At 62.9% G+C, this 26134-nt stretch carries 26 protein-coding genes; 2 read left to right on the forward strand and 24 right to left on the reverse strand.

Translation table 11 applies throughout. The annotated features are described in order from the left end of the window. Window positions 1–2: 2 nt before the first annotated feature. Window positions 3–1289: a citrate synthase gene (locus tag ACSH0F_RS06325; protein ID WP_435201022.1), complete on the forward strand. Its 1287-nt coding sequence runs from the start codon at window positions 3–5 to the stop codon at window positions 1287–1289. A 53-nt stretch (window positions 1290–1342) separates the two neighbouring features. On the opposite strand, the gene ACSH0F_RS06330 is transcribed toward ACSH0F_RS06325, so the two are convergent. From ACSH0F_RS06330 to ACSH0F_RS06345, 4 genes are all read right to left on the reverse strand, one after another. Beyond that, window positions 1343–2785: a sensor histidine kinase gene (locus ACSH0F_RS06330; protein ID WP_435201024.1), complete on the reverse strand. Its 1443-nt coding sequence runs from the start codon at window positions 2783–2785 to the stop codon at window positions 1343–1345. A gap of 2 nt (window positions 2786–2787) precedes the next feature. Continuing rightward, window positions 2788–3753, reverse strand: coding sequence for a hypothetical protein (locus ACSH0F_RS06335; protein WP_435201026.1), 966 nt, complete (start codon window positions 3751–3753; stop codon window positions 2788–2790). Window positions 3754–3788: 35 nt separating this feature from the next. Beyond that, the gene (locus ACSH0F_RS06340) at window positions 3789–4967 is read right to left on the reverse strand and encodes a hypothetical protein (protein WP_435201028.1); all 1179 of its coding nucleotides are present in this window, start codon (window positions 4965–4967) and stop codon (window positions 3789–3791) included. Between the two features lie 79 nt (window positions 4968–5046). Further along, a complete protein-coding gene (locus ACSH0F_RS06345) occupies window positions 5047–5352 on the reverse strand; it encodes an Hpt domain-containing protein (RefSeq protein WP_435201030.1) in 306 nt (101 codons plus the stop codon). A gap of 86 nt (window positions 5353–5438) precedes the next feature. Between ACSH0F_RS06345 and ACSH0F_RS06350 the strand changes: the two genes are divergently transcribed. Next, the gene (locus tag ACSH0F_RS06350) at window positions 5439–8069 is read left to right on the forward strand and encodes an ATPase (protein WP_435201032.1); all 2631 of its coding nucleotides are present in this window, start codon (window positions 5439–5441) and stop codon (window positions 8067–8069) included. Here ACSH0F_RS06350 and ACSH0F_RS06355 read toward each other — a convergent pair whose 3' ends face one another. From ACSH0F_RS06355 to ACSH0F_RS06450, 20 genes are read right to left on the reverse strand one after another with little or no spacing between them, the layout of a single operon-like run. After that, window positions 8070–8342, reverse strand: a complete 273-nt coding sequence (locus tag ACSH0F_RS06355) for a DUF1467 family protein (protein ID WP_435201034.1) — start codon at window positions 8340–8342, stop codon at window positions 8070–8072. Window positions 8343–8351: 9 nt separating this feature from the next. Further along, window positions 8352–10001, reverse strand: a complete 1650-nt coding sequence (locus ACSH0F_RS06360) for a ribonuclease J (protein WP_435201036.1) — start codon at window positions 9999–10001, stop codon at window positions 8352–8354. Further along, a complete protein-coding gene (locus tag ACSH0F_RS06365; RefSeq protein ID WP_435201038.1) occupies window positions 9998–10771 on the reverse strand; it encodes a type III pantothenate kinase in 774 nt (257 codons plus the stop codon). The genes ACSH0F_RS06360 and ACSH0F_RS06365 overlap by 4 nt, the downstream gene beginning before the upstream one ends. A 3-nt stretch (window positions 10772–10774) precedes the next feature. Continuing rightward, on the reverse strand, window positions 10775–11497 hold the full coding sequence (locus tag ACSH0F_RS06370; protein WP_435201040.1) for a biotin--[acetyl-CoA-carboxylase] ligase: 723 nt from the start codon (window positions 11495–11497) through the stop codon (window positions 10775–10777). Further along, window positions 11494–12957 carry an NADH-quinone oxidoreductase subunit NuoN gene (nuoN, locus tag ACSH0F_RS06375; RefSeq protein WP_435201042.1) on the reverse strand — a complete coding sequence of 488 codons (1464 nt, stop codon included), beginning with the start codon at window positions 12955–12957 and terminating at the stop codon, window positions 11494–11496. Before nuoN ends, ACSH0F_RS06370 begins: the two co-directional genes overlap by 4 nt. Beyond that, window positions 12957–14501, reverse strand: coding sequence for an NADH-quinone oxidoreductase subunit M (locus ACSH0F_RS06380; protein WP_435201044.1), 1545 nt, complete (start codon window positions 14499–14501; stop codon window positions 12957–12959). Before ACSH0F_RS06380 ends, nuoN begins: the two co-directional genes overlap by 1 nt. Beyond that, window positions 14501–16558 (reverse strand): NADH-quinone oxidoreductase subunit L, encoded by a 2058-nt coding sequence (gene nuoL / locus ACSH0F_RS06385; protein WP_435201046.1) that lies wholly within the window; start codon window positions 16556–16558, stop codon window positions 14501–14503. Before nuoL ends, ACSH0F_RS06380 begins: the two co-directional genes overlap by 1 nt. A gap of 6 nt (window positions 16559–16564) precedes the next feature. Continuing rightward, window positions 16565–16870, reverse strand: coding sequence for an NADH-quinone oxidoreductase subunit NuoK (gene nuoK, locus ACSH0F_RS06390; protein WP_305932648.1), 306 nt, complete (start codon window positions 16868–16870; stop codon window positions 16565–16567). Continuing rightward, window positions 16867–17490, reverse strand: coding sequence for an NADH-quinone oxidoreductase subunit J (locus tag ACSH0F_RS06395; protein WP_305932649.1), 624 nt, complete (start codon window positions 17488–17490; stop codon window positions 16867–16869). The genes nuoK and ACSH0F_RS06395 overlap by 4 nt, the downstream gene beginning before the upstream one ends. Before the next feature lie 27 nt (window positions 17491–17517). After that, the gene (nuoI, locus tag ACSH0F_RS06400) at window positions 17518–18006 is read right to left on the reverse strand and encodes an NADH-quinone oxidoreductase subunit NuoI (protein WP_278328579.1); all 489 of its coding nucleotides are present in this window, start codon (window positions 18004–18006) and stop codon (window positions 17518–17520) included. Then, entirely contained in the window at window positions 18003–19064 is a 1062-nt protein-coding gene (gene nuoH / locus ACSH0F_RS06405) for an NADH-quinone oxidoreductase subunit NuoH (RefSeq protein WP_278328578.1), read from the reverse strand. The genes nuoI and nuoH overlap by 4 nt, the downstream gene beginning before the upstream one ends. Beyond that, the gene (gene nuoG, locus ACSH0F_RS06410; protein WP_435201049.1) at window positions 19061–21049 is read right to left on the reverse strand and encodes an NADH-quinone oxidoreductase subunit NuoG; all 1989 of its coding nucleotides are present in this window, start codon (window positions 21047–21049) and stop codon (window positions 19061–19063) included. Before nuoG ends, nuoH begins: the two co-directional genes overlap by 4 nt. Then, the gene (gene nuoF / locus ACSH0F_RS06415) at window positions 21049–22341 is read right to left on the reverse strand and encodes an NADH-quinone oxidoreductase subunit NuoF (protein ID WP_435201051.1); all 1293 of its coding nucleotides are present in this window, start codon (window positions 22339–22341) and stop codon (window positions 21049–21051) included. Before nuoF ends, nuoG begins: the two co-directional genes overlap by 1 nt. Beyond that, the gene (locus tag ACSH0F_RS06420; RefSeq protein WP_435201053.1) at window positions 22341–22484 is read right to left on the reverse strand and encodes a hypothetical protein; all 144 of its coding nucleotides are present in this window, start codon (window positions 22482–22484) and stop codon (window positions 22341–22343) included. The genes nuoF and ACSH0F_RS06420 overlap by 1 nt, the downstream gene beginning before the upstream one ends. Continuing rightward, window positions 22484–22657 carry a hypothetical protein gene (locus tag ACSH0F_RS06425; RefSeq protein ID WP_435201055.1) on the reverse strand — a complete coding sequence of 58 codons (174 nt, stop codon included), beginning with the start codon at window positions 22655–22657 and terminating at the stop codon, window positions 22484–22486. Before ACSH0F_RS06425 ends, ACSH0F_RS06420 begins: the two co-directional genes overlap by 1 nt. After that, window positions 22657–23325 carry an NADH-quinone oxidoreductase subunit NuoE gene (gene nuoE / locus ACSH0F_RS06430; RefSeq protein ID WP_435201057.1) on the reverse strand — a complete coding sequence of 223 codons (669 nt, stop codon included), beginning with the start codon at window positions 23323–23325 and terminating at the stop codon, window positions 22657–22659. Before nuoE ends, ACSH0F_RS06425 begins: the two co-directional genes overlap by 1 nt. Then, window positions 23318–23500 (reverse strand): hypothetical protein, encoded by a 183-nt coding sequence (locus tag ACSH0F_RS06435; RefSeq protein ID WP_278322672.1) that lies wholly within the window; start codon window positions 23498–23500, stop codon window positions 23318–23320. Before ACSH0F_RS06435 ends, nuoE begins: the two co-directional genes overlap by 8 nt. After that, window positions 23497–24708, reverse strand: a complete 1212-nt coding sequence (locus tag ACSH0F_RS06440; RefSeq protein WP_435201059.1) for an NADH-quinone oxidoreductase subunit D — start codon at window positions 24706–24708, stop codon at window positions 23497–23499. The genes ACSH0F_RS06435 and ACSH0F_RS06440 overlap by 4 nt, the downstream gene beginning before the upstream one ends. Continuing rightward, window positions 24705–25244 carry a hypothetical protein gene (locus ACSH0F_RS06445; protein ID WP_435201061.1) on the reverse strand — a complete coding sequence of 180 codons (540 nt, stop codon included), beginning with the start codon at window positions 25242–25244 and terminating at the stop codon, window positions 24705–24707. The genes ACSH0F_RS06440 and ACSH0F_RS06445 overlap by 4 nt, the downstream gene beginning before the upstream one ends. Further along, window positions 25244–26131, reverse strand: a complete 888-nt coding sequence (locus ACSH0F_RS06450; RefSeq protein WP_435201063.1) for an NADH-quinone oxidoreductase subunit C — start codon at window positions 26129–26131, stop codon at window positions 25244–25246. Before ACSH0F_RS06450 ends, ACSH0F_RS06445 begins: the two co-directional genes overlap by 1 nt. Window positions 26132–26134 lie beyond the last annotated feature (3 nt).

The raw sequence follows: 26134 nt of genomic DNA on the forward strand, positions 1-26134 counted from the left end.
GCGTGGCCGACAACAAGGCAACTCTCGATCTGGGCGACCAGACCCAGGAATTCCCCGTACTTCAGGGCAGCGTCGGCCCCGATGTCATCGACATCCGCAAGCTGTACGGTGGCACCGGCAAGTTCACTTACGATCCCGGCTACAAGTCCACCGCCAGCTGCGAAAGCGCGCTGACCTATATCGATGGTGAAGAAGGCGTCCTGCTGCACCGCGGTTATCCCATCGGCCAGCTGGCCGAACATTCCAGCTTCATGGAAGTCGCCTACCTGCTCCTGAACGGCGAACTTCCGGGCAAGGAAGAGCTGGACGATTTCGACTATACCATCACCCGCCACACCATGCTGCACGACCAGCTGCGCCAGTTCTACCAGGGCTTCCGCCGCGACGCGCACCCGATGGCGATCATGTGCGGCGTGGTGGGTGCCCTCTCGGCGTTCTATCACGACAGCACCGACATTTCCGATCCCGAGCATCGCAAGATCAGCAGCCACCGCCTTATAGCCAAAATGCCGACGATCGCGGCCTGGGCCTACAAGTATGCCATCGGCCAGCCTTTCATGCAGCCGGACAACAACCTGAGCTACACCGGCAACTTCCTGCGCATGACTTTCGGCGTTCCGGCCGAGGAGTATGAAATTCACCCGGCGATCGAGAAGGCAATGGACCGGATTTTCATCCTCCATGCCGATCACGAGCAGAACGCTTCGACCTCGACCGTGCGTCTTGCCGGTTCGTCAGGCGCGAACCCGTTCGCCTGCATCGCAGCGGGTATCGCCTGCCTTTGGGGGCCTGCGCATGGCGGCGCCAACGAAGCCGCGCTGAACATGCTTCAGGAGATCGGCTCGCCCGACAAGATCCCGCATTATATCGAGCGTGCGAAGGACAAGAACGACCCGTTCCGCCTGATGGGCTTCGGCCACCGCGTGTACAAGAACTACGACCCGCGCGCGACGGTGATGCAAAAGACGCTCCGCGAAGTGTTCGAGGCACTTAATGTCAGCGATCCGGTGTTCGAAACGGCCCTGCGCCTCGAGGAACTCGCGCTGAACGACGATTACTTCAAGGAAAAGAAGCTCTTCCCGAACGTCGACTTCTACTCGGGCATCATCCTGAATTCGATCGGTTTCCCGACCACGATGTTCACCGCGCTCTTCGCCCTCGCCCGCACCGTCGGCTGGGTGGCGCAGTGGAACGAGATGATCTCCGATCCCGGCCAGGTCATCGGTCGCCCGCGCCAGCTCTACACTGGCCCGACCGAGCGCGAATACGTGCCGATCGACAAGCGGTAAGCCCGGCTTCCGCACCGACAGATCAAGGGGCGCTGCGGCGCCCCTTTTTCGTATCAGTCGTCCGTGTCGTCTTGCGGGATGTCGCGGCCCGGTCCGTCCCGCTTCTCCGCTCGCATCTCGTCGGCGGCCGGAACCGAAAGGGTGAAGCGCGCGCCCTGCCCCGGCGCGCTTTCGACCGTGAGATCGCCGTCCATCGCCCGCGCGATCCGGCGTGAAATGTAGAGGCCGAGGCCGGAGCCGCCATCGCCGCTCCGCCCGAGCCGCTCGAATTTCTCGAACACCCTTGCCTGCTGCTCCTCGTCGAGGCCGTGACCTTGGTCTGCCACAGTGATGAGCGCGCGGCTGCCGATCCGGTCGAGACGGATCCAGACCTGGCTGTCCTCAGGCGCATAGCGGATCGCGTTACCGACGAGGTTGAGCAGGATCTGCAACACACGCCGGAATTCGGCGATGGCCAATTGGCTCTCGCCTTCCACAGGAGGTACGAGTGTGATGCCTTTCTCCTGCGCACGAACGCCGAGAATGCCGCAGGCCCGCCGCGCGACGTCGGCAAGCTCGATACGGTCCGGCGCGGTAACGAACTGGTCTGATTCGACGACCTCGAGATCTGAGAGGTCGTCGATCAGTGCCAAGAGATGCTGGGCCGCGGTAGCGATATCGGCCGCATAGGAACTGTATTCATCGGCAATCGGCCCGGCGAGCTTCGTCCGGATCGTCTCGGCATTGGCAATAATCCGATTGATCGGCTGCCGGAGGACCGGCGTAAGGTCGCGCCCGAAGGATGCGCCTTCGATACCGGCACCATTTTCCGCAGCCTCTACGCCCGAAGCAGGCGTGTCAGCAGTCAGGTAGAGGGCAAAGCCTGCACTACCCGGCTCGCCCTTTCCGAGCGGTTCCAGATGCGCCGTCCATGCGCGCTTGGACCCGTCGATTTCGCAGCGCGAACCATCGAGCAAGCGCCAGTGGAGCGGCTGCTCGTGGGTGCTGCCTGGCAAATGGACGAAATCGGTCCAGGGTCGGCCAATCCCTGCGCGAGCAGCTTCTACGAACCCCGCAAGGTCGGGCGCCTCGGTCTCTACCGACAGTATGCCCTGCGATGGGCTTAGCCGCACGGTACAGTCCGCGAGATGGCGGTTTATCTCGATCCGGCGACGGGCTGCGTCGAGTTCGTTTTCCGGCGGCAGTTCCTCGCTGTGCCAGCTCACGACATCGATCGCGCTCTGCGAAATATTCCCGTCGTCATCGAACTTGGGAGTGATTTCCACCCAGGCGGTGATGCTGTTGTCGCCGTCGATGGCGGTGAATTGTCGCGCGAGCCGGAGACCATAGGCGTTAGCCTTATCGACCAGCGCCTGCAGTTCAGGGATGGCGATCGGGCCTCCGATCTGCCCGCCGCAGGCTTCCTGCAAGCTCGCTAGCGGTTCGCCGGCTTCCACGAGCCGCCCTTCGCTATCGGCTTTTGCGGATGCGATATAGCTTGTGCCGACGCTGGTCATGGTCAGACGATCCCCATGGCACCGGCTTCGGCAAGCCATTTCTTTGCCTCGGCCGGCGTGATCGCATCGAGCCCGCCTTGCGGGCTGCTTTGTGGGTGTAGCCGCAGAAGCTGGGTATTTGCTTCAGCAGCGTCGAGACCGCAGCCGCGCAGCGCCAGCGCGAGCCGCGCGACCTGCCGCTCATTCGTAGCAAGCACAGCGAGGTTGCGCGACTGGTGCGACCGCGCCGCCAGTGCTGTAATGAATAGCGCGACACCGGCCTGTTCCACGTCGAGCGCCTTCGTAACTTCGTCTCCAAGCCCCGCCACGAGCCGAGCGAGCAGCGACAGGCGGGCCGAACTCTCGTCATAGGCGTTGCGCAGCTTCGCTTCGGCGCGGATCATGGCATCGGACCGGCGATCGCCCCCGAAGTTGCGCCACCCCAGCAGTAGTTCGTGGAACAGGTCTCCAGGCAGTTCGGCAAGTGAAAGCTCCATGCGCCGCTGCGACTGAGCGAAGCGCGCCTGCGACGCCAAAGCCCCCATCGCCGCGCTGGCCTGACCGCTGTCGGGCGAAGCAATCAGGGTCTGCAAGAGCGGGGAAAGCACCGGATCGATGCCGTATTGCGCTTCCATCCGCGCCGCCAATTGCCACTCGAGCGCGAGCGCATGGCAATGCGAGAGGATGCGCGGGCTGGTGAACAAATGCTGCGCCAGCGCTTCGCCATGCTTGTCGGCAAAGGCTTCGCGACCTGCTTCCCCGGTCGCCTCCGCCTGGGCGCGCAGGATCTGCCAGGCAAGATCGTGGCACATGCCGCGAATCCGCGCGACGATCTCGTCGCTGAATAGCGAATGGTCCGGGGTCGACAGCAAATGCTCCAGGATGGGCGTAACCCGTGCAAGCACGGCGTTCCCACCCGCCAAGGAATCGCGCAATTCTCTCGCTTGGTCCGCTTGGGCAGCGTCAGGCACCGGAATCTCCATCTTCATGCCTTCGCGCTATCATGGACATGGTTAAGTCGACGTTAGTCGCCACGGTAAGGCACAAGGAAGAGCGAAATGAGCACCAGCAAAGCCATGATCGCAGTGACCGGCTGGGTAATCCCTAGAAACGCGCACGGAACCAACAATGCGCTGATTGCGATCCGGTCGCGGTAGGTCTCGCCCCAATTGTCGTCCCGCAGGCGGGCACCTAGTCGCAAGAGACCGAACAGCACCGCCGGAACGAACAGTCTCAGCCAACCGGTATCTTCGGGAGAGGCGGCCGCGATGAGGATCGCCAGCACCGGATCAGTCGACCAGTCGAGCGCTTTCGCCAGCGCCGATCTTCGCGCGCCGAATTGCCCCGCCCGCGCGATGCGCTCCACCGTCTCTCCCGCCGCGCCGAGCATGGCCATGACCGTACCGAGCGCCAGTGCGGGTACCGGCATGCCGAGAGCCGCGAGTGCCAGAGCGCCGATCCCGCTAACCGCTGCGCCCAGCGCTGGAAGTCTCGCGCCCTTTTTGCCCAATGTGTCGCGCGCAAGCCGGGCGCCGACCCGCTCCGCGACCGCAAGTCCGGGGGCCGTGTAGGGTGCTGGCGATGCATGGGTCTTGATCCAGCGTTCTTCCCTTTCGGCCAGGTCTTCGATGCTGGGATCAGTATGCCACTGACCGTCCTCGATCAGCCGCTTTTCCAGAGGTAGGACCTTGACCCCCGATTGCAGCGACAGCCGCAGCAGGCTGGCAACCACGTCGCTATCAGGCGGCAGCTCGGCGAGACGTTCGACCACCGAACCCGGCGCGAGCAAGGCGCCCGACCACGCAAACTCGAGATCTATCCTCTCGTAGCCCCTCGGCACGGCGTCTTCGGCTGGAAAGGCCAGCACCGCCGGGCGAGCTACATTGCGGAGCACAGCAGCATCGGAAGGCAGGACGCCGGGAGCAAGCACGAACAACTCGTCGGCTGCAGTCACAAGACCCGAGAGGGCCCGCGGGTTCTGCATGGCGACGAAGCGGACGCCGGATTGTTCGGCACGGCGCTGTGCCTCCGCGACCTCGCGGCCAATCCCTTCGACAAGGCATGCAATCGTTTCGCAACCGGCCGCCAGCGCGAGATCGATTTGCCGGTCGATGACGCGTGCGCCCGCGAAATTGCGATAGGCCGCGCGCACCGGTGCCGGGGTGACGGCATCATCGAGCGTGGAAAGAAGGGCGACGCGCAAAACGCTCTCCGGTTGGGCTGCTGCGTCGGCACTCTAGGTTTGCCCGGACTGCTAAGCCACCCCAGTCGGTGGATTTCCCTCAGTCCCGGAAAGCAAGTTCTTCGCTGAAGTTACGAATGCGGACGACTATTCCCGGGTCGCCCGGTGCGCCCTCCAATGCTTCTCGGGCCATCGCCGCCAATTCGTGCGCATGAAAGCTGGCAGCCAGTCCCCCGAGGCGTTCGGCAGCGACTCGCCAGTTGCCGTCGCACCGTGCCCTGCCCAGCAGATCGGCCTGCCGTGCCACGCTTTGCGCGAAAGCAGCTTTCAGCTCGGCCTGCAGCGCCTCGTCGGCACCGGCAGCTGCACCGATAGCGGCTTCGAAATCTGACGAATGATAGGCCATCGCGCCTAAACCTAGGCAGGGATGAGTTAAAGTGGGTTTAAGCATAATCGAAACGTGGTAGATTCTGCCCTATGAGGAAGCGCTCCATGATCAAGGCTGTCTCCGACGAGACATCGGTTGATGAAATTGAAATCGAGGGTTCCCAGCACCCTGTCGATGAAAGCTCGGACGAATTCGAGGAATCCTACGACGCGGATGTGGAAGAGTACGAGGAATTCGTCGCCGAAGACGATGACCCCTCACTCCGTCGCCGATGGGTTGCGCCGGCTCTTGCCCTCACTGTCATCGTCGCATGGACAGGCTTTTTCATATGGGCGAACCGGAGCGAAATGCTTGCGGGCGGTACGCCGCAACAATGGACCGGATGGATCACGAGTTGGGCGATTCCGGTCCTGCTCGTGGTAAGCCTGTGGATGCTGGCCGTCCGCAACTCCCGGCGCGAGGCGCGGCGGTTCGGCGAAGTTGCACGGTCGCTGTCGGAGGAATCGGCGAGGCTTGAGGCCAAGCTGGCCGTGGTGAACCGAGAACTCAGCCTCGCGCGCGAATTTCTCGGCTCGCAGACCCGCGACCTGGAATATCTCGGTCGCTCGGCAAGCGAGCGGATTTCCGAACATGCCGACCGCCTTCAAGGCCTCATCCACGACAATGGCGAGCAAGTGGATGCAATCGCCCGCGTCAGCGACACGGCACTCGAGAACATGGACAAGCTGCGGGACAACCTCCCGGTCATCGCCAACTCGGCCAAGGATGTGTCCAACCAGATCGGCGGAGCCGGGCGGACGGCGAAATCCCAGCTGGACGAGCTGGTTGCGGGCTTTCGCCGACTCAACGAATTCGGCACCGCGAGCGAGCGGCAAGTCGCTTCTCTGCGAGAGCGCGTGGACGAAGCGCTTGTGGCATTCGAAGCGCAGACCGAGCAGCTCGGCACCATCGCAGAGCAGCGTTTCGCAATTCTCCGCGAGGAGAGCGAGGCTTTCCGGGGCGAACTGGACGGGCGCGAAGTCGATGCCCTCGCCGCCATGCGCGGTCGGGCCGAAACCCTGCGCGCAGAGCTTGCCGAAACCGGGCAACAAACGTCGGCGGAGCATGAGGCCGCTGTCGCGCATTTGCGGGTCCAGCTCGACAGCCTGCGCGATGAAGCCGCGACGATCGCTGCCGAGGTGCGCCAAGGCGAAGCAACGGCCTTGGCGAGCTGGGGCAACCAGATCGACGCCATGCGCGAACGGCTCGAGCGGACCGTCGAGGAGATCAAGGCGATCGACCAGTCCGCGATCGATTCCGCGAATGAGAAGCTGAAGGCGCTGTTTGCCGAAGCAGAAGCCGTCGACGCTCGTATTACCGAACGCAACCGGCTGTTCGACGAACAAACCGCAAGGCGCCAGGCGAACTTCGACGCAGCCGAAGAAGCGGCTCTGGCAACCATGCACGAGCGGCTCGAAGCGCTCGACGACGCGCTGGCTACCAAGCGCGCCGCTCAGCTCGAGCAGGCCGACACGCTAGCTCGCGAGGGCGATGCGCTGGCGGAGAAGATCGGCCGTCTCGGAGAAGTGTTCGATGCCGTCCACCGGCAGGGACAGGAAGCCAGCGGCAGCGTTGCCAAGGGTGTCGATGCCCTCAACACGAAGCTTGTGGAAAGCCGCGAAGCGCTCGACGGAACGGACATGGCCGTCGCTGCGCTCACTGATGCGAGCGTGCGCCTGCTCGAACTCATTCAGGCAAGCGCCCACCAAAGCCGCAACGACCTGCCCAATGCGATGACGGCGAGCGAAGAGCGCCTCGCGGCCATCGAGGCCCGCGCCCGCGAAGTCCACTCGCTGCTCGACCAGGCCCGGCAGGCCGGCGAGCAGGCCAGCACAAGCATGGATACCGCCGGGAACCAAGCGCGCGGCGCCATGGCAGAGATCGACCGCTTCCAGGCCGATTTTGGGGAGACCACTGCAGCCCAAGTCGGCAGCATCGAACGACTCCGCGCAAGTGTGGCCGCGCTCGGCTCAGAAAACGAGGCCGTGGCAACGAAAGCGCAGGAAGAACTGCGCGAGGCGATCGAAGCGCTCCAAACCAGCGCGCGCTCCGCCCTTGCGGCAATCGAGAGCGAGCAGGCCGACCGGATCGACCAGATTGCAGCGAAAGTCGGCGAGAAGAGCGCCGAATCGATCGAGAGGGCGCTCGCCGATCACACCGACGAGACGCTGGCGAAGCTCGAAGAGGCGACGACACGATCTTCCGAGGCGGGTCGCGAAGTTACGCGGCAACTGCGCGATCAGCTCGCGAAAGTGAACGAACTGACCGGCAATCTGGAGAGCCGCATCGCGCACGCCCGCGAACGCGCGACCGAGGACGTCGACAACGATTTCTCCCGCCGCGTCGCGCTGATTACCGAAAGCCTGAATTCCAACGCCATCGACATTGCCAAGGCTCTATCGACCGAGGTGACAGACACGTCGTGGGCCAGCTATTTGCGCGGCGACCGGGGCATATTTACCCGCCGCGCCGTGCGTCTGCTGGACAACACCGAAGCGCGGGAGATCGCCGAGCTCTATGACGCGGACCACGATTTCCGCGAACACGTCAGTCGCTACATACACGACTTCGAGGCGATGCTGCGGACGATGCTCAGCACCCGCGACGGACACGCCGTCAGCGTCACATTGCTGTCGAGCGATATGGGCAAGCTCTATGTGGTGCTGGCGCAGGCACTCGAACGCCTGAGGCAATGATCAACCGGCGGACGGCCCCCAGAAAATCAGGTCTTCGGGCCCGATCCAGCCATTGACGTAATTCGCGACGTAGAGCGTCGTCAGAATGGCAGCGAGTACGACTGCGCGCACCATGAGTCGCCCCGGACGGAATTCGACCGGGGCGCTATCGGCCTGCCCTTGCACCTTCTCGACCCCAGCCTCGTCATGTGTGCGGACGCCGAAAGGCAGCAACACGAAAGCGCTGAACACAAGGAAGAGGAAATAGATCGCGAGAATGCTGGTCCACTGCATCGGTCGACCTCACAGGTTCGGCAGAATGACGCGCACTTGCGGGCGCTTGCCGGACCAGCGCTGTGCGGCACGTCGGGCGGAAAGCCTAGCCGCTTCGTGCACCAGCGCCGGGTCCTTACGTGCATCACCCTTCAGCTTGCGGATCGCCGCCACGATGTCGGCCCGCGCCTCCTCGACGAAATCGGGGTAGTCCTCGTCGAGCGGCAGGCCGAGGCTATCGAGCCGCGGATTGAGGTCGCCGTCAAGTGCGACGACCACTACGCCCTCGCGCATGAGCCGGCGGCGCATCGTAATCGCCTCGCCATCCGCGGGCGCGATGATGTCGCCATCAAGCACGAGGCGCCCTGCCCTAACCTCGGCAATCTTACCCGGAGCGCCGGGTGCGAGGCGGACAATATCACCGTTCTGCTGCACGACGTTCGAGGGAATGGCGTTGGCCGCGCCGAGCCGCGCCTGCTCCTGCATGTGCCGCATCTCGCCGTGGACCGGCACGAGGACCTCCGGGCGGATCCAGCCATACAGAGCCTCGAGCTCGGGGCGTCCGGGATGGCCTGACACGTGGATCATGCTCTGGCGGTCCGTCACCATCGTAATCCCGCGCGCAGCCAGCTTGTTCTGCACCGCGCCGATGCTGATCTCGTTGCCCGGAATCTGACGGCTCGAGAACAGCACCACATCGCCGCGTACCAGTTCGAGCGGATGGTTTTCGTCGGCAATCCGGGCCAGCGCTGCGCGTGGTTCGCCCTGCCCTCCGGTCGCGAGGATCAGCAAGTCACCACGCGGCAGGCCCATCGCCGTGTCGAAATCGACCGGATCGGGGAAATCGGTGAGATAGCCATTCGCCTGGGACACCTCGATGATCCGGTCGAGCGAGCGTCCGGCCACGCAGACCTGCCGGCCGGTCTCGCGCGCGACATCGCCTAGGGTCTGCAGCCGTGCGACATTGCTGGCAAAGGTCGTCACCAGCACACGCTTGCCGCTGTGACGTTGAACCTCTTCGAGCAAACCCTTGTAGACCGCTCCTTCGGACCCACTTGGTGCAGGATTGAAGACGTTGGTGCTGTCGCACACCAGTGCCAGCACGCCTTCGTCGCCGATCTCGGTAAGCTCTTCTTCGGTGGTCGGCTGGCCGATGATCGGATCCTCGTCCAGCTTCCAGTCGCCGGTGTGAAAAATGCGGCCGTGCGGGGTCTCGATCAACAGCGCGTTGCCCTCCGCGATCGAATGGGCGAGCGGAATGTAAGTGACCTCGAAAGGCCCCACCGCGAAACTGCCGTGATCGTCCTCGATGATGTTGAGTTCGATGTCGTTCTCGATGCCCGCTTCCTGCAGCTTGCGCCGCACCAGTTCAGCCGTGAAAGGCGTGGCATAAATGGGCACGCCGAGATCTGCTGCGAAGTAGGGGACTGCGCCGATATGGTCCTCATGGGCATGAGTGATCACAATGGCTTCGAGTTGCTCCACGCGATCCTCGATAAATTCGAGATCGGCGAAAACGAGGTCCACACCGGGATACTGGTCGCCGGAAAAGGTCATGCCCAGATCGACCATCAGCCAGCGACCCTGACAGCCATAGAGATTGACATTCATGCCGATCTCGCCCGACCCGCCGAGGGCGAGGAAGAGGAGTTCGTCTTCCGGGGTGAAGTCTTTTTTCATGCTGCCCGCTCCGCCAGCAGGGCCAGCCCTTCGAGGGTGAGGTCCGCATCGACCACGTCGAACAGGTCGGTATGTTCATCGAACAGGATGGCGAGCCCGCCGGTGGCGACCACCCTGACCGGACGCCCCACTTCCTTTTTCATGCGCGAGATCAATCCTTCGATAAGCGAGACGTAGCCCCAGAATACGCCGATCAGCATCTGGTCCTCGGTATTGCGGCCGATCACGCTATCGCTCTTCGGCTTTTCGATTGCGATGCGCGGCAGTTTGGCTGTATTGCCGACCAGTGCGTCCAGCGACAGATTGATGCCGGGCGCGATGATACCGCCCTTGTATGCACCGGTGAAGTCGACTGCATCGAAGGTGGTTGCGGTGCCGAAATCGATCACGATCAGGTCGCCTTCGTATTTCTCATGCGCTGCCAGCGTGTTGAGCGCGCGATCGGCGCCGAGCGAACTCGGCTGCTCGATATCCAGCTCGAAGCCCCAGCTGGCGTGGCCCTGTCCTGCGACGAGCGGCGTGATGCCGAGATATTTCTCGGACAGGACGGTGAGGTTGTGGATCGCCCGGGGGACGACCGATCCGATTATGACCTGCTCGATATCGCTCTTGTCGAAGCCCTGAAGCTTCGCGAGCTGGAGCAGCCAGACGGCATATTCGTCGCCGGTGCGCCGCGGATCGGTGGCGATGCGCCAGCGCGCCTTGATGGTCCGCCCATCGAAGAGGGCGAAGACCACATTGGTGTTACCGACATCGGCCGCGAGCAGCATGGCTCATCCCTCCTGTATGGCGAGCATCACGTCGCCAGCATGGATGACACGCCGCGCGCCATCCGCCAAGCGCAGCGAAAGCGCGCCCTCGGTTGTCAGTCCAGCGAATTCCGCCGTGATCGGTTCCTCACCGGGAGGGTGGACGGTGAGCCGGGTGCCGACTGGATGGGCAGCCTCTTCCCAGCGGCGTATGAGTGGTTCGAGGCCATAGTTCCGCCAGCGCTCGAGTTCGCGATCGAACGACGCAGCGAGCGCGTTAGCGAAATGGTCGCGATCGGGCGCCGGGGCGAGTGCGCTCAGGGCGACAGTCTCGCGATCCGGGAGATTGGGCGCAGCGGCGAGGTTTACCCCGACTCCCACCACGATGGCGTCGCCCTCCCGCTCCAGCAGGATCCCGGCGAGTTTGGCAGAGCCGAGCATGAGGTCGTTGGGCCATTTGAGCATTGGGACCTGCGGCGGCGACAGCAGCGGAGCGACCGCTTCGTAAAGTGCAAGTCCAGTGGTCAGGGCAAGGCTGGCTGGTTGCGGATCGCGCGGATGGGGCCGCACGATGGTCGAGCCCATGAAATTGCCCGACCCGTCGAACCACGTCCGGCCTTGCCGCCCGCGCCCGGCGACCTGCCGGTCGGCGACGAGCCATTGGCCTTCGTGCACTGCCCCCCCGCGGCGTAGCTGCTCCGCCAGATCGCTATTGGTCGAGCCGGTTTCGGCGACGACGCGGATCACATCGCGGCGGCAAAGCTCGCCGCAGCAGCCGCACTCCATTCACCGAGCGGGATGGTCAGGAAATAGCCGAGCGGCGAGATGATCGCGACGCTGAGTCCCAGGACGATCCAGTGGCCGATCGGGCTTTCGGTCTCCACCTCGCGCGTGGCGTCGTCGAAGAACATCACCTTGACGAACTTGATGTAGTAGAACGCGCCGATGACGCTGGCGGCGATGCCGATGGCGGCCAGTGCGACCAGGTCTGCCTGCACGGCTGCCTGGAAGACCACGAACTTGCCCCAGAAACCGAAAAGCGGCGGGATGCCGGCGAGGCTGAACATCAGCGCCAGCAGGCACCACGCCAGCGCGGGCCGGTTCGTCGAAAGCCCCGCGATATCGTCGAAGGTTTCGAGGTTCTGCCCCATCGGATCGCGGAGCATGAGCAGTGCGGTAAAGCTGCCGACGGTCATTGCGACATAGATCGCGAGATAGGTCATTACGCCGGCCACGCCTGCGGGCGTCGCCGCGGCCAGACCGATGAGGATGAAGCCGACATTGTTGATCGAAGAGTAGGCGAGCAGTCGTTTGAGGTTCTGCTGACCGATTGCGCCCAGCGCACCGACCACGATGGACGCCAGCGCTGCAAAAATCACGATCTGTCGCCAAGCATCCACTTCGCCTGCGAACGGCTCCATCGCCATGCGGACGAGCATTGCCATCGCCGCCACCTTCGGCGCGGTCGCAAAAAAGGCAGTGACCGGCGTCGGCGCGCCTTCGTAGACGTCGGGCGTCCACATGTGGAACGGCACGGCGCTGACCTTGAAGGCGAGCCCTGCCAGGACGAAGACGACGCCGAACAACGCGCCGGTGGAGAACTCGATAGCGAACGCTGCGCGGATGCCTTCGTAATTGGTGCTGCCGGTAAAGCCGTAAACTAGGCTGACGCCGTAAAGGATGATGCCCGATGCGAGCGCGCCGAGGACGAAATACTTAAGCCCCGCTTCCGCAGAGCGCGTGTCGTTACGCAGGAAGCTGGCGAGCACGTAGCTCGACAGGCTCGACATCTCGAGGCCGATGTAGAGCGTCATGAGATCGGTGGCGGAAACCATCATGCCCATACCGACGGCATTGAACAGCATCAGCACTGGATATTCTGGGCGGTAAGCCCCGCGCTGGTCGAAGAACCGCGGCGTGACCATCAGCACGGCGATGGTCGCGAGATAGATGAGGATTTTCGCGAAACTGCCGAACGTGTCGGCGCGATAGAGATCGCCAAAGGCCCGGCTGGCTGTCTCGCTTACGGCAAGATCGAACAGGTGCCAGCTGAAAAGCGTTGCGCCAACCAGCGCCGATACGGCCAGGATGGTGACGAGGCGTGCCGAGCGCGGACCGCCCCAGGCCGATACCAGCAGCAGTACGAGGCCGACGATCGAAAGCCCGACCTCGGCGCCGGTGAAATAGAGGGAACTGGCGAGATTCATCAGTGCGCTCCCTCCGCATCATGTGCGGCTGCGACAAAATTGGCGTTGCGCTCCATCGGCTCGCCGACCCGGAGCTGGCTGTCGCCCACCGGCGCTGCGCGCGCCATGCGGACTTCTAGCGCGGCGATGTCCTGACGCATCGGGGCGAGGAAACTTTCCGGATAGACACCCATCCACAGCGTGGCCGCAGCGATGGGCGCAAGCATTATCCACTCGCGTGCATTGAGATCGGGCATGCGGGCCGCATCGGCATTGCGTTGCTCCCCGAAGGCCACGCGACGGTAGAGATAGAGCATGTAGGCAGCGCCGAGGATGATGCCCGTGGTGCAGACCAGCGTCACAAGGGTCGAGACCTTGTAGAGGCCGGCCAGGGCAAGGAATTCGCCCACAAAGTTGCTGGTGCCCGGCAGGCCGATGCTGGCCATCGTGAACAGCAGGAAGAACAACGCATATTTCGGCATGTTGATGCTGAGCCCGCCATAGCGGTCGATCTCGCGCGTGTGCAGCCGGTCGTAGATCACGCCGACACACAGGAACAGCGCGCCGGACACGAGGCCGTGGCCGAGCATGACCATCATCGCGCCCTCGATACCCTGCACATTGAAGGCAAAGAGGCCCGCCGTAACGATCGCCATGTGGGCGACCGAGGAATAGGCGATCAGCTTCTTCATGTCGTGCTGCACGAGCGCGACGAGCGAAGTATAAATCACCGCGACCATCGACAGCGCGAAGACCAGCCATGCGAACTGCGCGCTGGCCTCAGGAAACATCGGCAGGCTGAAGCGGATGAAGCCATACCCACCGAGCTTCAGCAACACGCCTGCCAGGATCACGGACCCTGCGGTCGGCGCCTGCACGTGGGCGTCGGGCAGCCAGGTATGCACCGGCCACATCGGCATCTTCACCGCGAAGCTCGCGAAGAAGGCCAGCCACAGCCAGGTCTGCGCCTGCGGGCTGAAGTCGTAATTGAGCAGCGTCGGGATGTCGGTGGTGCCCGCATCGTTCACCATCCACATCATCGCGATCAGCATCAGCACCGAGCCGAGCAGCGTGTAGAGGAAGAACTTGTAGCTCGCATAAATGCGGTTGTCGCCGCCCCACACGCCGATGATGAGGTACATCGGGATGAGGCCCGCTTCGAAGAAAATGTAGAACAGGAACATGTCCTGCGCGGCGAACACGCCGATCATCAGCACTTCCATCAGCAGGAAGGCGGCCATGTATTCGCCCACGCGCTTGGTGATCGCGTCCCAGCTGGCAAGGATGCAGATCGGCATCAGGAAGACGCTGAGCATAATCAACATCAGGGCGATACCGTCGATCCCCAACGCATAGCTGAAGCCGGCAAAAATCTCCGCCCGCTCCACGAACTGCCACTGCGCGCCGCCGATATCGAAGTTGAGCCACAGCAGTACGCCGAGCGCGAGATCGAACAGCGTTGCGAACAGCGCCACCATGCGGGCGCTTTGCGCACTGAGGAACAGGCAGGCGATGGCGGCGACGAGCGGCACCGCGAGCATCAGCGAGAGGATGGGGAATTCCATCAGAACAGCACCCAGGTGACAGCGGCGACGAGCCCGAGGAGCATCACCAGCGCATAGCTATAGAGATATCCGGTCTGGAACTTCTTCGCGCCGACCGAGCCCTTTTCGACCACCCAGGCCACGCCGTTGGGGCCGAAGCGGTCGATCGTGCCGACATCGCCGAGTTTCCAGAACTGGCGTCCGAGCCAGAAGGCAGGGACAATGAACAGGTAGTGGTAGAGCTCGTCGAAATACCACTTGTTGTAGAAGAACCGGTAGATCGGGCCGAGCTGTTCGGCACCCTTGGCCGGGATCGTCGTGTCCTTGATGTAAGCCAGCCAGGCAATGGCGAGGCCGATCAGCATGACGAAGGTCGCCGTCAGCTTCACCCAGTAAGGGACATTGTGCAGTGCGTGGATCAGGTTCTCGTTGAAATAGATCGAGCCGTCCCAGAAATCCGCCCCGTCGATGAAGGCGTCCTTGAACACGAAGCCAGCGAACACTGCGCCAATCGACAGGATTCCCAGCGGGATTAGCATGCTGAGCGGGCTTTCATGCGGGTGGTAGCCGCCCGTTCCTGCTTCGTAGTTCGGCGACGGCACGGCGTGCGTGACGTCGTGGCCGGCATCTTCCTGCACGGCGGGATTGTGATCTTCCGGATCGTCATGGCCATGGTGGACGGCGTGCTGGATATGCTCGCTATCGGCCCAGCGCGGCTTGCCCCAGAAGGTCAGGAACATCAGGCGCCAGCTGTAGAAACTGGTCAGCAGGGCCGCGATGGCACCCATCCAAAAGGCGAACATGCTTATTTCCGTTCCGCGCGCGAAGGCGGCTTCCAGAATGGCATCCTTGGAATAAAACCCGGCGAAGCCGAACACGTAGAGCACGCCGACCCCGGTGATCGCGAGCGTACCCGCCATCATGGCCCAGAAAGTCAGCGGGATTTCCTTACGCAGCGCGCCGTAATAGCGCATGTCCTGCTCGTGATGCATGGCGTGAATGACCGAGCCCGCGCCGAGGAACAGCAGTGCCTTGAAGAAGGCGTGCGTGAACAGATGGAACATCGCGGCGCCGTAGGCGCCCACGCCTGCAGCGAAGAACATGTAGCCGAGCTGCGAACAGGTCGAATAGGCGATCACGCGCTTGATGTCCCACTGCGTCGTGCCGACTGTGGCGGCGAAAATGCAGGTGGCAGCACCGATAAAGGTAACCACGCCGAGTGCGACAGGGGCGGTCTCGAACATGGGCGACAGGCGGCAGACCATGAACACGCCAGCGGTCACCATAGTGGCGGCGTGGATCAGTGCGGAGACGGGCGTAGGGCCTTCCATCGCGTCGGGCAGCCAGGTGTGCAGGCCGAGCTGCGCCGACTTGCCCATCGCGCCGATGAACAGGAGGATGCAGAGCACGTCCATCGTGGCGACGCGATAGCCGAGGAAGCCGATCGTCGCGCCGCTCATCGACGGAGCCGCTTCGAGGATTTCGGGGATCGATACGGTGCCGAACACCAGGAAGGTGCCGAAGATGCCGAGCATGAAGCCGAGGTCGCCGACGCGGTTGACGACGAAGGCCTTGATCGCGGCGGCGTTGGCGCTGGGCTTCTTGAACCAGAAGCCGATGAGCAGGTAGCTGGCGAGGCCCACCCCTTCCCATCCGAAGAACATCTGGACGAGGTTGTCGGCCGTCACCAGCATCAGCATGGCGAAGGTGAACAGCGAGAGGTAGGCGAAGAACCGCGGCTGGTCCGGGTCTTCCTCCATATAGCCCCAGCTATAGAGATGGACGAGCGCCGATACGGTGGTGATGACCACCAGCATCACTGCGGTCAGCGTGTCGACGCGGAGGGCCCAGTCGAAGGCGAGATCGCCCGACTGCATCCATTGCAGCACCGGCACGACGGTGGCGGTGCTGTCGCCCAGCCAGAAGCCGATGAAGACCGGCCAACTCAGCGCGCAGCTGATGAACAGCGCACCGGTCGTGATCGACTTGGCGACGACGCTCGGCGCAGACTTGTTGATGAAGCCGCCGACGATCGCTGCCAGCAAGGGCAGGAAGACGATGAACAGGATGGGATGCACCGGTGCTTACCCCTTCAACCGGTCGACGTCGTCGACGGCAATCGTGCCGCGACCACGGAAGTAGATGACGAGGATGGCGAGCCCGATGGCCGCCTCGCCCGCCGCGACGGTCAGGACGAACATGGCGAATATTTGCCCGACCAGATCGCCGAGGAAGGCGGAAAAGGCGACGAGGTTGATGTTCACCGCGAGCAGGATTAGCTCGATCGCCATCAGGATGACGATGATGTTCTTCCGGTTGAGGAAGATGCCGAGCACGCCCAGCACGAAAAGAATCGCGCTGACGACGATATAATGTTCGATGCCGATCACAGCTCGACCCCCTTGCCGATGCCCGGCTGCTTCATCACCGTCGCCTCTTCCGGGCGGCGGCGGTTCTGCTTGCCGATATCCTGTTGGCCGCGTGCATCCGCCGGGCCCTTGCGATGGGTCAGGACGATCGCGCCGACCATGGCCACCAGCAGGATGATGCCGGCCGCTTCGAACAGGAAGATGTAGTCGCGATAAAGCAGCGCGCCGATGCTCTCGATGTTCGAGCGGTCGAGCAGCGGAGCAGACGCACCGTCCGGCGTGCCCAGCTCGATAGCGCCAACCCGGTAGGCGCCGATGCCCAGCACCAGCTCCGCCAGCAATATGGCCGCGATGGCGATACCAAGAGGGAAATTCTTGATGAAGCCTGCGCGCAGCTCGGCGAAGTCGATGTCCAGCATCATGACGACGAACAGGAACAGCACCGCGACCGCGCCCACATACACGATGACCAGCAGCATCGCGATGAACTCTGCGCCCACCAGCACCATCAGCCCCGCCGCATTGAAGAAGGCGAGGATCAGCCAGAGGACCGAATGCACCGGGTTGCGCGACATGATGACCATGACGGCGCTGGCGATCACCAGGACGGCGAACAGGTAAAAGGCGATGGTCTGAATCATGAGCCCCGTTTCTCGTTGGCGCGGCGGTTAGCGATAGGGCGCGTCGGCTTCAAGGTTTGCGGCAATCGCCCGCTCCCACTTGTCACCATTCGCGAGCAGCTTGGCCTTGTCGTAAAGCAGCTCTTCGCGGGTTTCCGTCGCATATTCGAAGTTCGGACCCTCGACCACGGCATCCACCGGGCAGGCTTCCTGGCAGAAGCCGCAATAGATGCACTTCGTCATATCGATGTCGTAGCGCGTGGTGCGGCGGCTGCCGTCTTCCCGCGGCTCGCTCTCGATCGTGATCGCCTGCGCCGGGCAGATCGCCTCGCACAGCTTGCAGGCGATGCAGCGCTCTTCCCCGTTGGGATAGCGGCGCAGCGCATGCTCACCGCGGAAACGCGGACTAATCGGGTTCTTCTCGAACGGGTAGTTGATCGTCACCTTGGGTTTGAAGAAATACTTCAGCGTGAGGGCGTGCGCCTTCACGATTTCCCACAGAGTGAACGATTTTACGAGATGCGCGATCGTGCTCATGCCGCGCCTCCGAAGTGACCGGTTGCCATCAGATAGCCTGAAATTACGACGATGAAGAACAGGCTGAGCGGGAGGAAGACTTTCCAGCCAAGCCGCATCAGCTGGTCGTAACGATAGCGCGGAACCGTCGCCATGACCCAGCTGAACATGAAGAAGAAGAAGAACGTCTTGAGCAGGAACCAGATGATCCCCGGAATGTCGAACCACGGGATCAGGTCGATATTCAAAGGCGGTAGCCATCCGCCGAAGAACAGCAGCGTGTTCAGCGAGCACATCAGCAGGATGTTCGCATATTCGCCCAACCAGAAGAGAGCGAAGCTCATCGAGGAATATTCGGTCTGATACCCGGCGACGAGTTCGCTCTCGGCCTCGGTCAGGTCGAACGGCACACGCTGGGTTTCCGCCAGGCAGGAGATGAAGAACATCACCCAGATCGGGAAAATCAGCGGGTGGACGACATAGGCGTTGATGAGGCCAAGCCCGAACGCCTCCTGCCCCAGCACGATACCCGTCAGGTTGAAGGTCCCGGCGAACAGCACGATGCAGACCAGGATGAAGCCGATCGAGACTTCGTAGGAGATCATCTGCGCCGCGGCGCGCATGGCCGAGAAGAACGGATATTTGGAGTTACTCGCCCAACCGCTCATCACGACGCCGTAAACCGACAAGGAACTGATCGCGAGGATGTAGAGCAAGCCGACATTGATGTTGGCGAGCACCACGCCTGCGTCGAACGGAATTACTGCCCAGGCCGCCAGCGCGACGGTGAACGTCACGATCGGCGCGAGAATAAAGATCCCCTTGTTGGCCGCGCTCGGGATGATGGTTTCCTGCAGGAACACCTTCAGGCCGTCGGCAAAGCTCTGCAACAAGCCGAACGGGCCGACCACATTGGGGCCACGACGCAGATTGATCGCCGCCCAGACCTTGCGATCGACGTAGATGATCATGGCGACTGCCAGCATGAGTGGAAGCGCGATCAGAAGGACACCGGCGATTGTCGCGGTGAACCACGCGAACTCGTAATTCATGCCAAGGGATTGGAAGAATTCGGTCATTCCGCGGCCTCCGCCAAGTCTTCGCCGTGCAGCAGTTCTGCCGAGCAGCGCTGCATCACCTCGCTAGCGCGGGCGATCGGGTTGGTGAGGTAGAAGTCCTTGATCGGATAGGCACTGATCGAGCCCTCCGCCTTGGCCTTGGCGTCGGCCTTGGGCAGCGCGCCGTAATCAGCGAGGCCTTCCTCGCCCAGCGCAGGCACTTCCGCAATCATCGCAGCCTGTAGCTCGGCGAAACTGTCGAAGCCGACCTCCACCTTCAACGCATCTGCCAACGCGCGCAAGATCGTCCAGTCTTCGCGCGCATCACCCGGCGCGAAGACGGCCCTCTCGGCGAATTGCACGCGGCCTTCGGTGTTGACGTAGGTCCCGTCCTTTTCGGCGTAGCTTGCCGCAGGCAGGATCACGTCCGCCGCATGCGCACCCTTGTCGCCATGGTGGCCAATATAGACCTTGAGCGCGTCGGCGAAGGGTTCGAAATCCATCTCGTCCGCACCGAGGCTGAGGACGACCTTGGGCTTGGCCTTCACAATATCCGGCATGCCGCCGGGCTGCGCGAAGCCGAGCATCAGCCCGCCCATGCGCGCCGCGCTGAAGTGAAGGACATTGAACGCCGCGCCGAACTTCTCGGCCAGCGCAAGCGCCTTGCCATGCGCACCCTTAAGGCCCGCGCCGCCGACGATGATCGCCGGGCTTTCGGCATTCTCCAGCGCATCGCTAAGCGCCTTAGGTAACGTGTTAAGTACGGCAAGATCCTCGCCGAGGAATTCGGCAGGATAGGTCGTATCCCACCACGGGCCCACCACGAATACCTTCGCGCCGCGCTTCACCGCCTTGCGGATGCGCACGTTCACCAGCGGCGCTTCCCAGCGCACATGGCTGCCGACGATCAGGATCGCATCGGCATTCTCGATCCCTGCAAAGGTCGAGTTAAAATTGACCGCAGCGAGGTTCGACGTGTCGTAATCCATCCCGGTCTGCCGACCTTCGACCAGCGTCGAACCGCAGGCCTTCAGCAGCGCCTTGGCCGCGAACATGGTCTCGCAATCGAGCATGTCGCCGGCGATGGCCGCTATGCTCTTGCCCGGCTTGGCCTTGGCGATGGCCTTGAAGGCTTCGTCCCAGGTCGCCGCCTGTAGCTTGCCACCTTTGCGGATATACGGCTTGTCGAGGCGGCGGCGCATCAGGCCATCGACCTGATAGCGGGCCTTGTCCGAGATCCACTCTTCATTGACGTCGTCATTGATGCGCGGGAGCGCGCGCATGACTTCGCGGCCCTTGCTGTCGAGGCGGATGTTCGATCCGACCGCATCGGACACGTCGATGCTGAGCGTCTTCTTGAGCTCCCACGGACGCGCTTCGAAAGCGTAGGGGCGGCTGGTTAGTGCACCGACGGGACACAGGTCGATCACATTGGCCGACAGCTCGTGCTCGGCCGCCTGCTCAAGATAGGTGGTAATCTGCATGTCCTCGCCGCGATAGAGCGCGCCGATTTCGTCCACGCCGGCGATCTCTTCGGAGAAACGCACGCAGCGGGTGCAGTGGATGCAGCGGGTCATGATCGTCTTGATCAGCGGGCCCATGTACTTCTCGGTCACCGCGCGCTTGTTCTCATGATAGCGCGTAGCGCCGCGACCGTAGGTCATCGACTGGTCCTGCAGGTCGCATTCGCCACCCTGGTCGCAGATCGGGCAGTCGAGCGGGTGATTGATGAGGAGGAACTCCATCACCCCTTCGCGCGCGGTCTTGACCATCTCGGTGTCCGTGCGGATTTCCTGGCCGTCGGTAGCGGGGAGCGCACAGCTCGCCTGCGGCTTCGGCGGGCCGGGCTTCACTTCGACCAGGCACATCCGGCAGTTGCCGGCGATGCTCAGCCGCTCGTGATAGCAGAAGCGCGGGATTTCCTTCCCCGCAAGCTCGCACGCCTGCAAAACGGTCGCGCCGTCCGGAACCTCGAGTTCCTGTCCGTCTACGGTGACTTTAGGCATTATTCAGCTGCCTCTGCGAATTTCGCATTGTGTTCTTCGATCCGGCGTTCGAGCTCGGGGCGGAAGTGGCGGATCAGGCCCTGAATCGGCCAGGCCGCCGCGTCGCCGAGAGCGCAGATGGTGTGGCCCTCGACCTGCTTGGTGACTTGCTGCAGCATGTCGATTTCCTCGATCGCGGCGTCGCCGGTCCGCAGACGCTCCATCATGCGCCACATCCACCCCGTACCCTCGCGGCAGGGGGTGCACTGGCCACAGCTTTCGTGCTTGTAGAAATAGCTGATGCGGCTGATGGCGCGGACGATGTCGGTGGACTTGTCCATCACAATGATCCCGGCGGTGCCGAGTCCCGAGCCGAGTTCCTTGAGGCCATCGAAATCCATGATCGCCTGGCGCATCTGGTCGCCGGGGATGAGCGGGACGGAAGAGCCGCCGGGGATGACGGCAAGCAGATTGTCCCACCCGCCGACGATGCCGCCGCAATGGGTATCAATGAGCTCCTCGAAGGAGATGCTCATCGCCTCTTCCACGACGCAGGGCTTGTTCACATGGCCGCTGATCTGGAAGAGCTTGGTTCCCTTGTTGTTCTCGCGCCCGAAGCTGCTGAACCAGCTAGCCCCGCGGCGCAGGATGGTCGGGACGACGGCAATGCTCTCGACGTTGTTGACCGTGGTCGGGCAGCCATAGAGGCCGGCGCCTGCCGGGAACGGCGGCTTGAGGCGCGGTTGGCCCTTCTTGCCTTCGAGGCTTTCGATCATCGCGGTTTCTTCACCGCAGATATAAGCGCCTGCGCCACGGTGCAGGAAAACATCGAAATCGTAGCCCGACTTCGACGCATTCTTCCCGATCAGGCCCGCGTCATAGGCCTCGTCGATGGCAGCCTGAAGCGTTTCGGCCTCGCGGATATACTCACCGCGGATGTAGATATAGGCCGCGCGCGCGCGCATCGCATAACCTGCAACCAGCGCGCCTTCGATCAGCTTATGCGGATCGTGGCGGATGATCTCGCGGTCCTTGCACGAACCGGGTTCGGATTCGTCGGCATTGATGACGAGGAAGCTCGGGCGCCCGTCCTTGCTTTCCTTCGGCATGAAGGACCATTTGAGGCCGGTCGGGAAGCCCGCCCCGCCCCGCCCGCGCAGCCCGGATGCCTTCATTTCTTCGATGATATTGTCATGGCCGCGCGCGATCAGCGACTTGGTATCGTCCCAGTCGCCGCGCTGCTGCGCCGCCTTCAGGCCCCAGTCTTGGAAACCGTAGACATTGGTGAAGATGCGGTCCTTATCAGCCAGCATCAGGCGAACCCTCCGAATACGAAGATGGCAACCGCGATCAGGATCGCTGCGAGCACGACCGTCTTGACGATGCCCTTGAACACCTTCCACGCGATGACGATCAGGATCAGCGCGACGATGATCGAGATGATATTGCCATCCATCAGTGATCCTCCGGTCCGCCTTTGGCCCGGCCCTGCCCTGCACCGATTGCAAGGAAGACGACGCCGAGTGCCAAGAAAGTCGCCCCCAACGAGCCGCGTTCAGCAAGGAAATATGCAATCGCTGCAGCGATGAACAACAGCGCGGCCGCGATCATGAAAAGCGTTTTGCTCATCACCATTCGCTCCGGTAATCGTGATTGGCATCGACCATTTCCGGAAGCGAGCTGAGCGCATTGGCCGGTTCGCTGGTGTGGCGGCCGGGCTCCTGTGTGCCGGTTTTGGGTTGCTCGCCAGCGGCCAGCGCGTCGAGGATAGCATCGAGGCGCTCGGGCGTGAGGTCTTCGTAATTATCGTCGTTGATCTGGACCATCGGCGCGGTGGCGCAATTGCCCATGCATTCGACTTCAGTCAGCGTCCAAAGGCCGTCGTCGGAAACATGCCCCTTGCTCATACCGCGCTTCTTGCAGGCTTCGATCAGCCCGTCCGAGCCGCGCAGCATGCAGGGCGTCGTGCCGCAGACCTGGACGTGATACTTACCGACCGGCTTCATGTTGTACATCAAGTAGAAGGTCGCAACCTCGAGCACGCGGATCACCGGCATGTCGAGGTAATCAGCGACATATTCGATCACCGGCAGCGGCAGCCAGCCCTGCGTATCGGTTTCCTCACCGACCTGGCGTTGGGCAAGGTCGAGCAGCGGCATCACTGCCGAGCGCTGGCGCCCTTCAGGATAGCGCGCGATCGCCTTGTCGGCCTTGGCGCGATAGCTCTCGGTAAACTCGAAAGCACCCCAGCGGTCGCGCAGTTCGGGAGTGTCGGGTGCGGGTGAACGGTCAGCCATGGGTCAACCTGTGCTGGAGATATCGGCCGAGATAGAGGCCGATGACGGCAGCGAAGGCCGTCGAAAGGATTTCCTTGAGCGAGCTTTCACCATGGAAGGCGAGCAAATAGGCCGCCACCGCCGAAGCGAAGGCCGCGAAAGCCGCGATGAAGATGAAGATTTCGCGCGCGATCACCGGTCACATTCCCCGAACACGACGTCGATGGCGCCGAGGATGGCGGTTGCGTCGGGCAGCATGTGGCCACGGCTCATGAAGTCCATCGCCTGCAAATGCGAGAACGCGGTCGGGCGAATTTTGCAGCGATAGGGTTTGTTCGATCCGTCGCTGACGAGGTAGACGCCGAATTCGCCCTTTGGGCTTTCGGTGGCGACATAGACTTCGCCTGCAGGCACGTGGAAGCCCTCGGTATAGAGCTTGAAGTGGTGGATAAGCGCTTCCATCGACTGCTTCATCTCGGCGCGCTTGGGCGGGGCGACCTTGCGGTCGTCACTGGCGACAGGGCCGGACGGCATGTCACGCAGACACTGCTTCATGATCTTCGCGCTCTCGTAGACTTCCTTCACGCGCACCACGAAGCGGTCGTAGCAGTCCGAATTGGTGCCGACGGGAATGTCGAACTCCATCCGCTCGTACACGTCATAGGGCTGCGACTTGCGCAGGTCCCACGGGATGCCGGCCGCACGGATCATCGGGCCGGAGAAGCCCCAGGCGACCGCGTCGTCCTTGCTCACCACAGCAATATCGACATTACGCTGCTTGAAAATGCGGTTGTCGAGCACGAGGCTCATCGCATCGCCGAACAGTTCGGGCAGGCGCGTGTCGAGCCATTCGCCGATATCGACCAGCAGCTTTTCCGGCACATCCTGGTGGACGCCGCCCGGGCGGAACCATGCCGCGTGCATGCGCGCGCCCGAGGCGCGCTCGAAGAAATTCATGCAGTCTTCGCGCAGTTCGAACACCCACAGGTTCGGCGTCATCGCGCCCACGTCCATCACATGCGCGCCGATGTTGAGCATGTGGTTGCAGATGCGCGTCAGCTCGGCGAAGAGCACGCGCAAGTACTGGGCGCGCTCCGGTACTTCGACGTTGAGCAGCTTCTCGATCGCGAGAACGTAGCTGTATTCCTGCGCCAGCGGGCTGCAGTAATCGAGCCGGTCGAAATAGGGCAGCGCCTGCAAATAGGTCTTGTTTTCGATCAGCTTCTCGGTGCCGCGATGCAGCAGGCCGACATGCGGATCTATCCGTTCGATGATCTCGCCGTCGAGCTCCATCACCATGCGCAGCACGCCGTGCGCCGCGGGGTGCTGGGGCCCGAAGTTGATCGTGTAGTTCGTGATGACTTCGTCGCCGGTGGTGGGCGACTCTTCGAGCTGCATACTCATGCGCAAATCCAGTTGCCGGAGTAACTCTGCGACTTGCCCGCGGCATCGGTCACGGTGACGTTCGCCGGACGGGTCTGGCCCTCACCGGCGGCGGGTGCGACGGAGACGGTGAAGCCCTCGCCTTCGAAATTCGTGCCGGACTTGACCGCATCGAGCCCGCCGGTGGTCGCATCGGTCATCACCAGCGTATCGCCGACGCGGACCACGGCCTTCCCGGGCAGCGACTTGTCGCGCATGCCGGCGGCGATGATCATCTCCTGCTCACCGACCATGAATGTGCACCCACCCTCGCGCGGGCCAAGATTGACCCCGCCGACATCGCCGAGCTGCTGGAGCGTGGTCACGTCTGCCTGCGCAGGCGGTGCCTCGACCGCCACGTTCGGTGCATTCGGATCGGGTTGCGACGGATCGAGCGCGGCACCCTCGCCCGAACCGCCGATGCGGCTGGCGAAGTCGTCGGCGCTTTCCTGCTCGGCAGGCTCCTGCGAGGAGCAGGCGGCCAGAGCGAGCACGGCAAGGGGAAGAAACGCCCGCATCACTTGCCGTCCTTCTTCGCCGCCGGCTTGCGCTTGGCGGGAGCCTTCTTCTTTTTCGTTTCGGTCGCCTTGGCGGTGTCGGTCGTCTTGCCCTTGCGCTTGGGTCGGGCCGCGCGGTCTTCGGTCGGCTTGGGCGGATCAATGGCCTCGCCGCCGTCTTTTTCCGCCGGAGCGCCCGCACTCACCTTGTCGGCTGCGTGCTTGTCGGTCTTAGCGCCCGCGCCCGTATCCGACGGCTTTTCCGTAACCTTGGGATCGTCCACCGGCGGCGTGTCCGCCTTCTCGTCGCCCGGCAGGACATAGTCCGCGCCCTCCCACGGCGACATGAAGTCGAACTGGCGCAAATCCTGAGCAAGCTCGACCGGCTCGTAGACCACGCGCTTCTCGTCTTCGGAATAACGCAGTTCGGTGTAACCGGTCAGCGGGAAATCCTTGCGGAAAGGGTGCCCTTCGAAGCCGTAATCGGTCAGGATTCGGCGCAGGTCGGTATTCCCGGCGAACAGCACGCCATACATGTCGAACACCTCGCGCTCGAGCCAACCGGCGTTCGGCCACAGCGTAGTGACCGTCGGCACGGGCGTATCCTCACTCGCGCGGCATTTCACCATAATCCGGCTGTTGGTAGTGAGCGAGAGCAGCATGTAGACGATCTCGAACCGCTCGGCCCGCGAAGGATAGTCGGCTCCGGCGATTTCCATCAGCTGCTGGTAAGCGTGATCGTCACGCAGGATGCGAAGCACGTCTTCGATGCTGTCGCGCTTTACATGCAACAGGAGTTCGCCATGCTCTTCGTGCGCGTCGACCAGATGGTCGCCCAGCGCAGTCGAAAGCGTGCCTTTCAGCCCGTCGATCAGCGTGAAGCGGGGCGCGGAATGTAGCGTTGCCATATC

It is taken from the genome of Qipengyuania sp. 902, from assembly GCF_051195295.1.
GTDB lineage: Bacteria > Pseudomonadota > Alphaproteobacteria > Sphingomonadales > Sphingomonadaceae > Qipengyuania.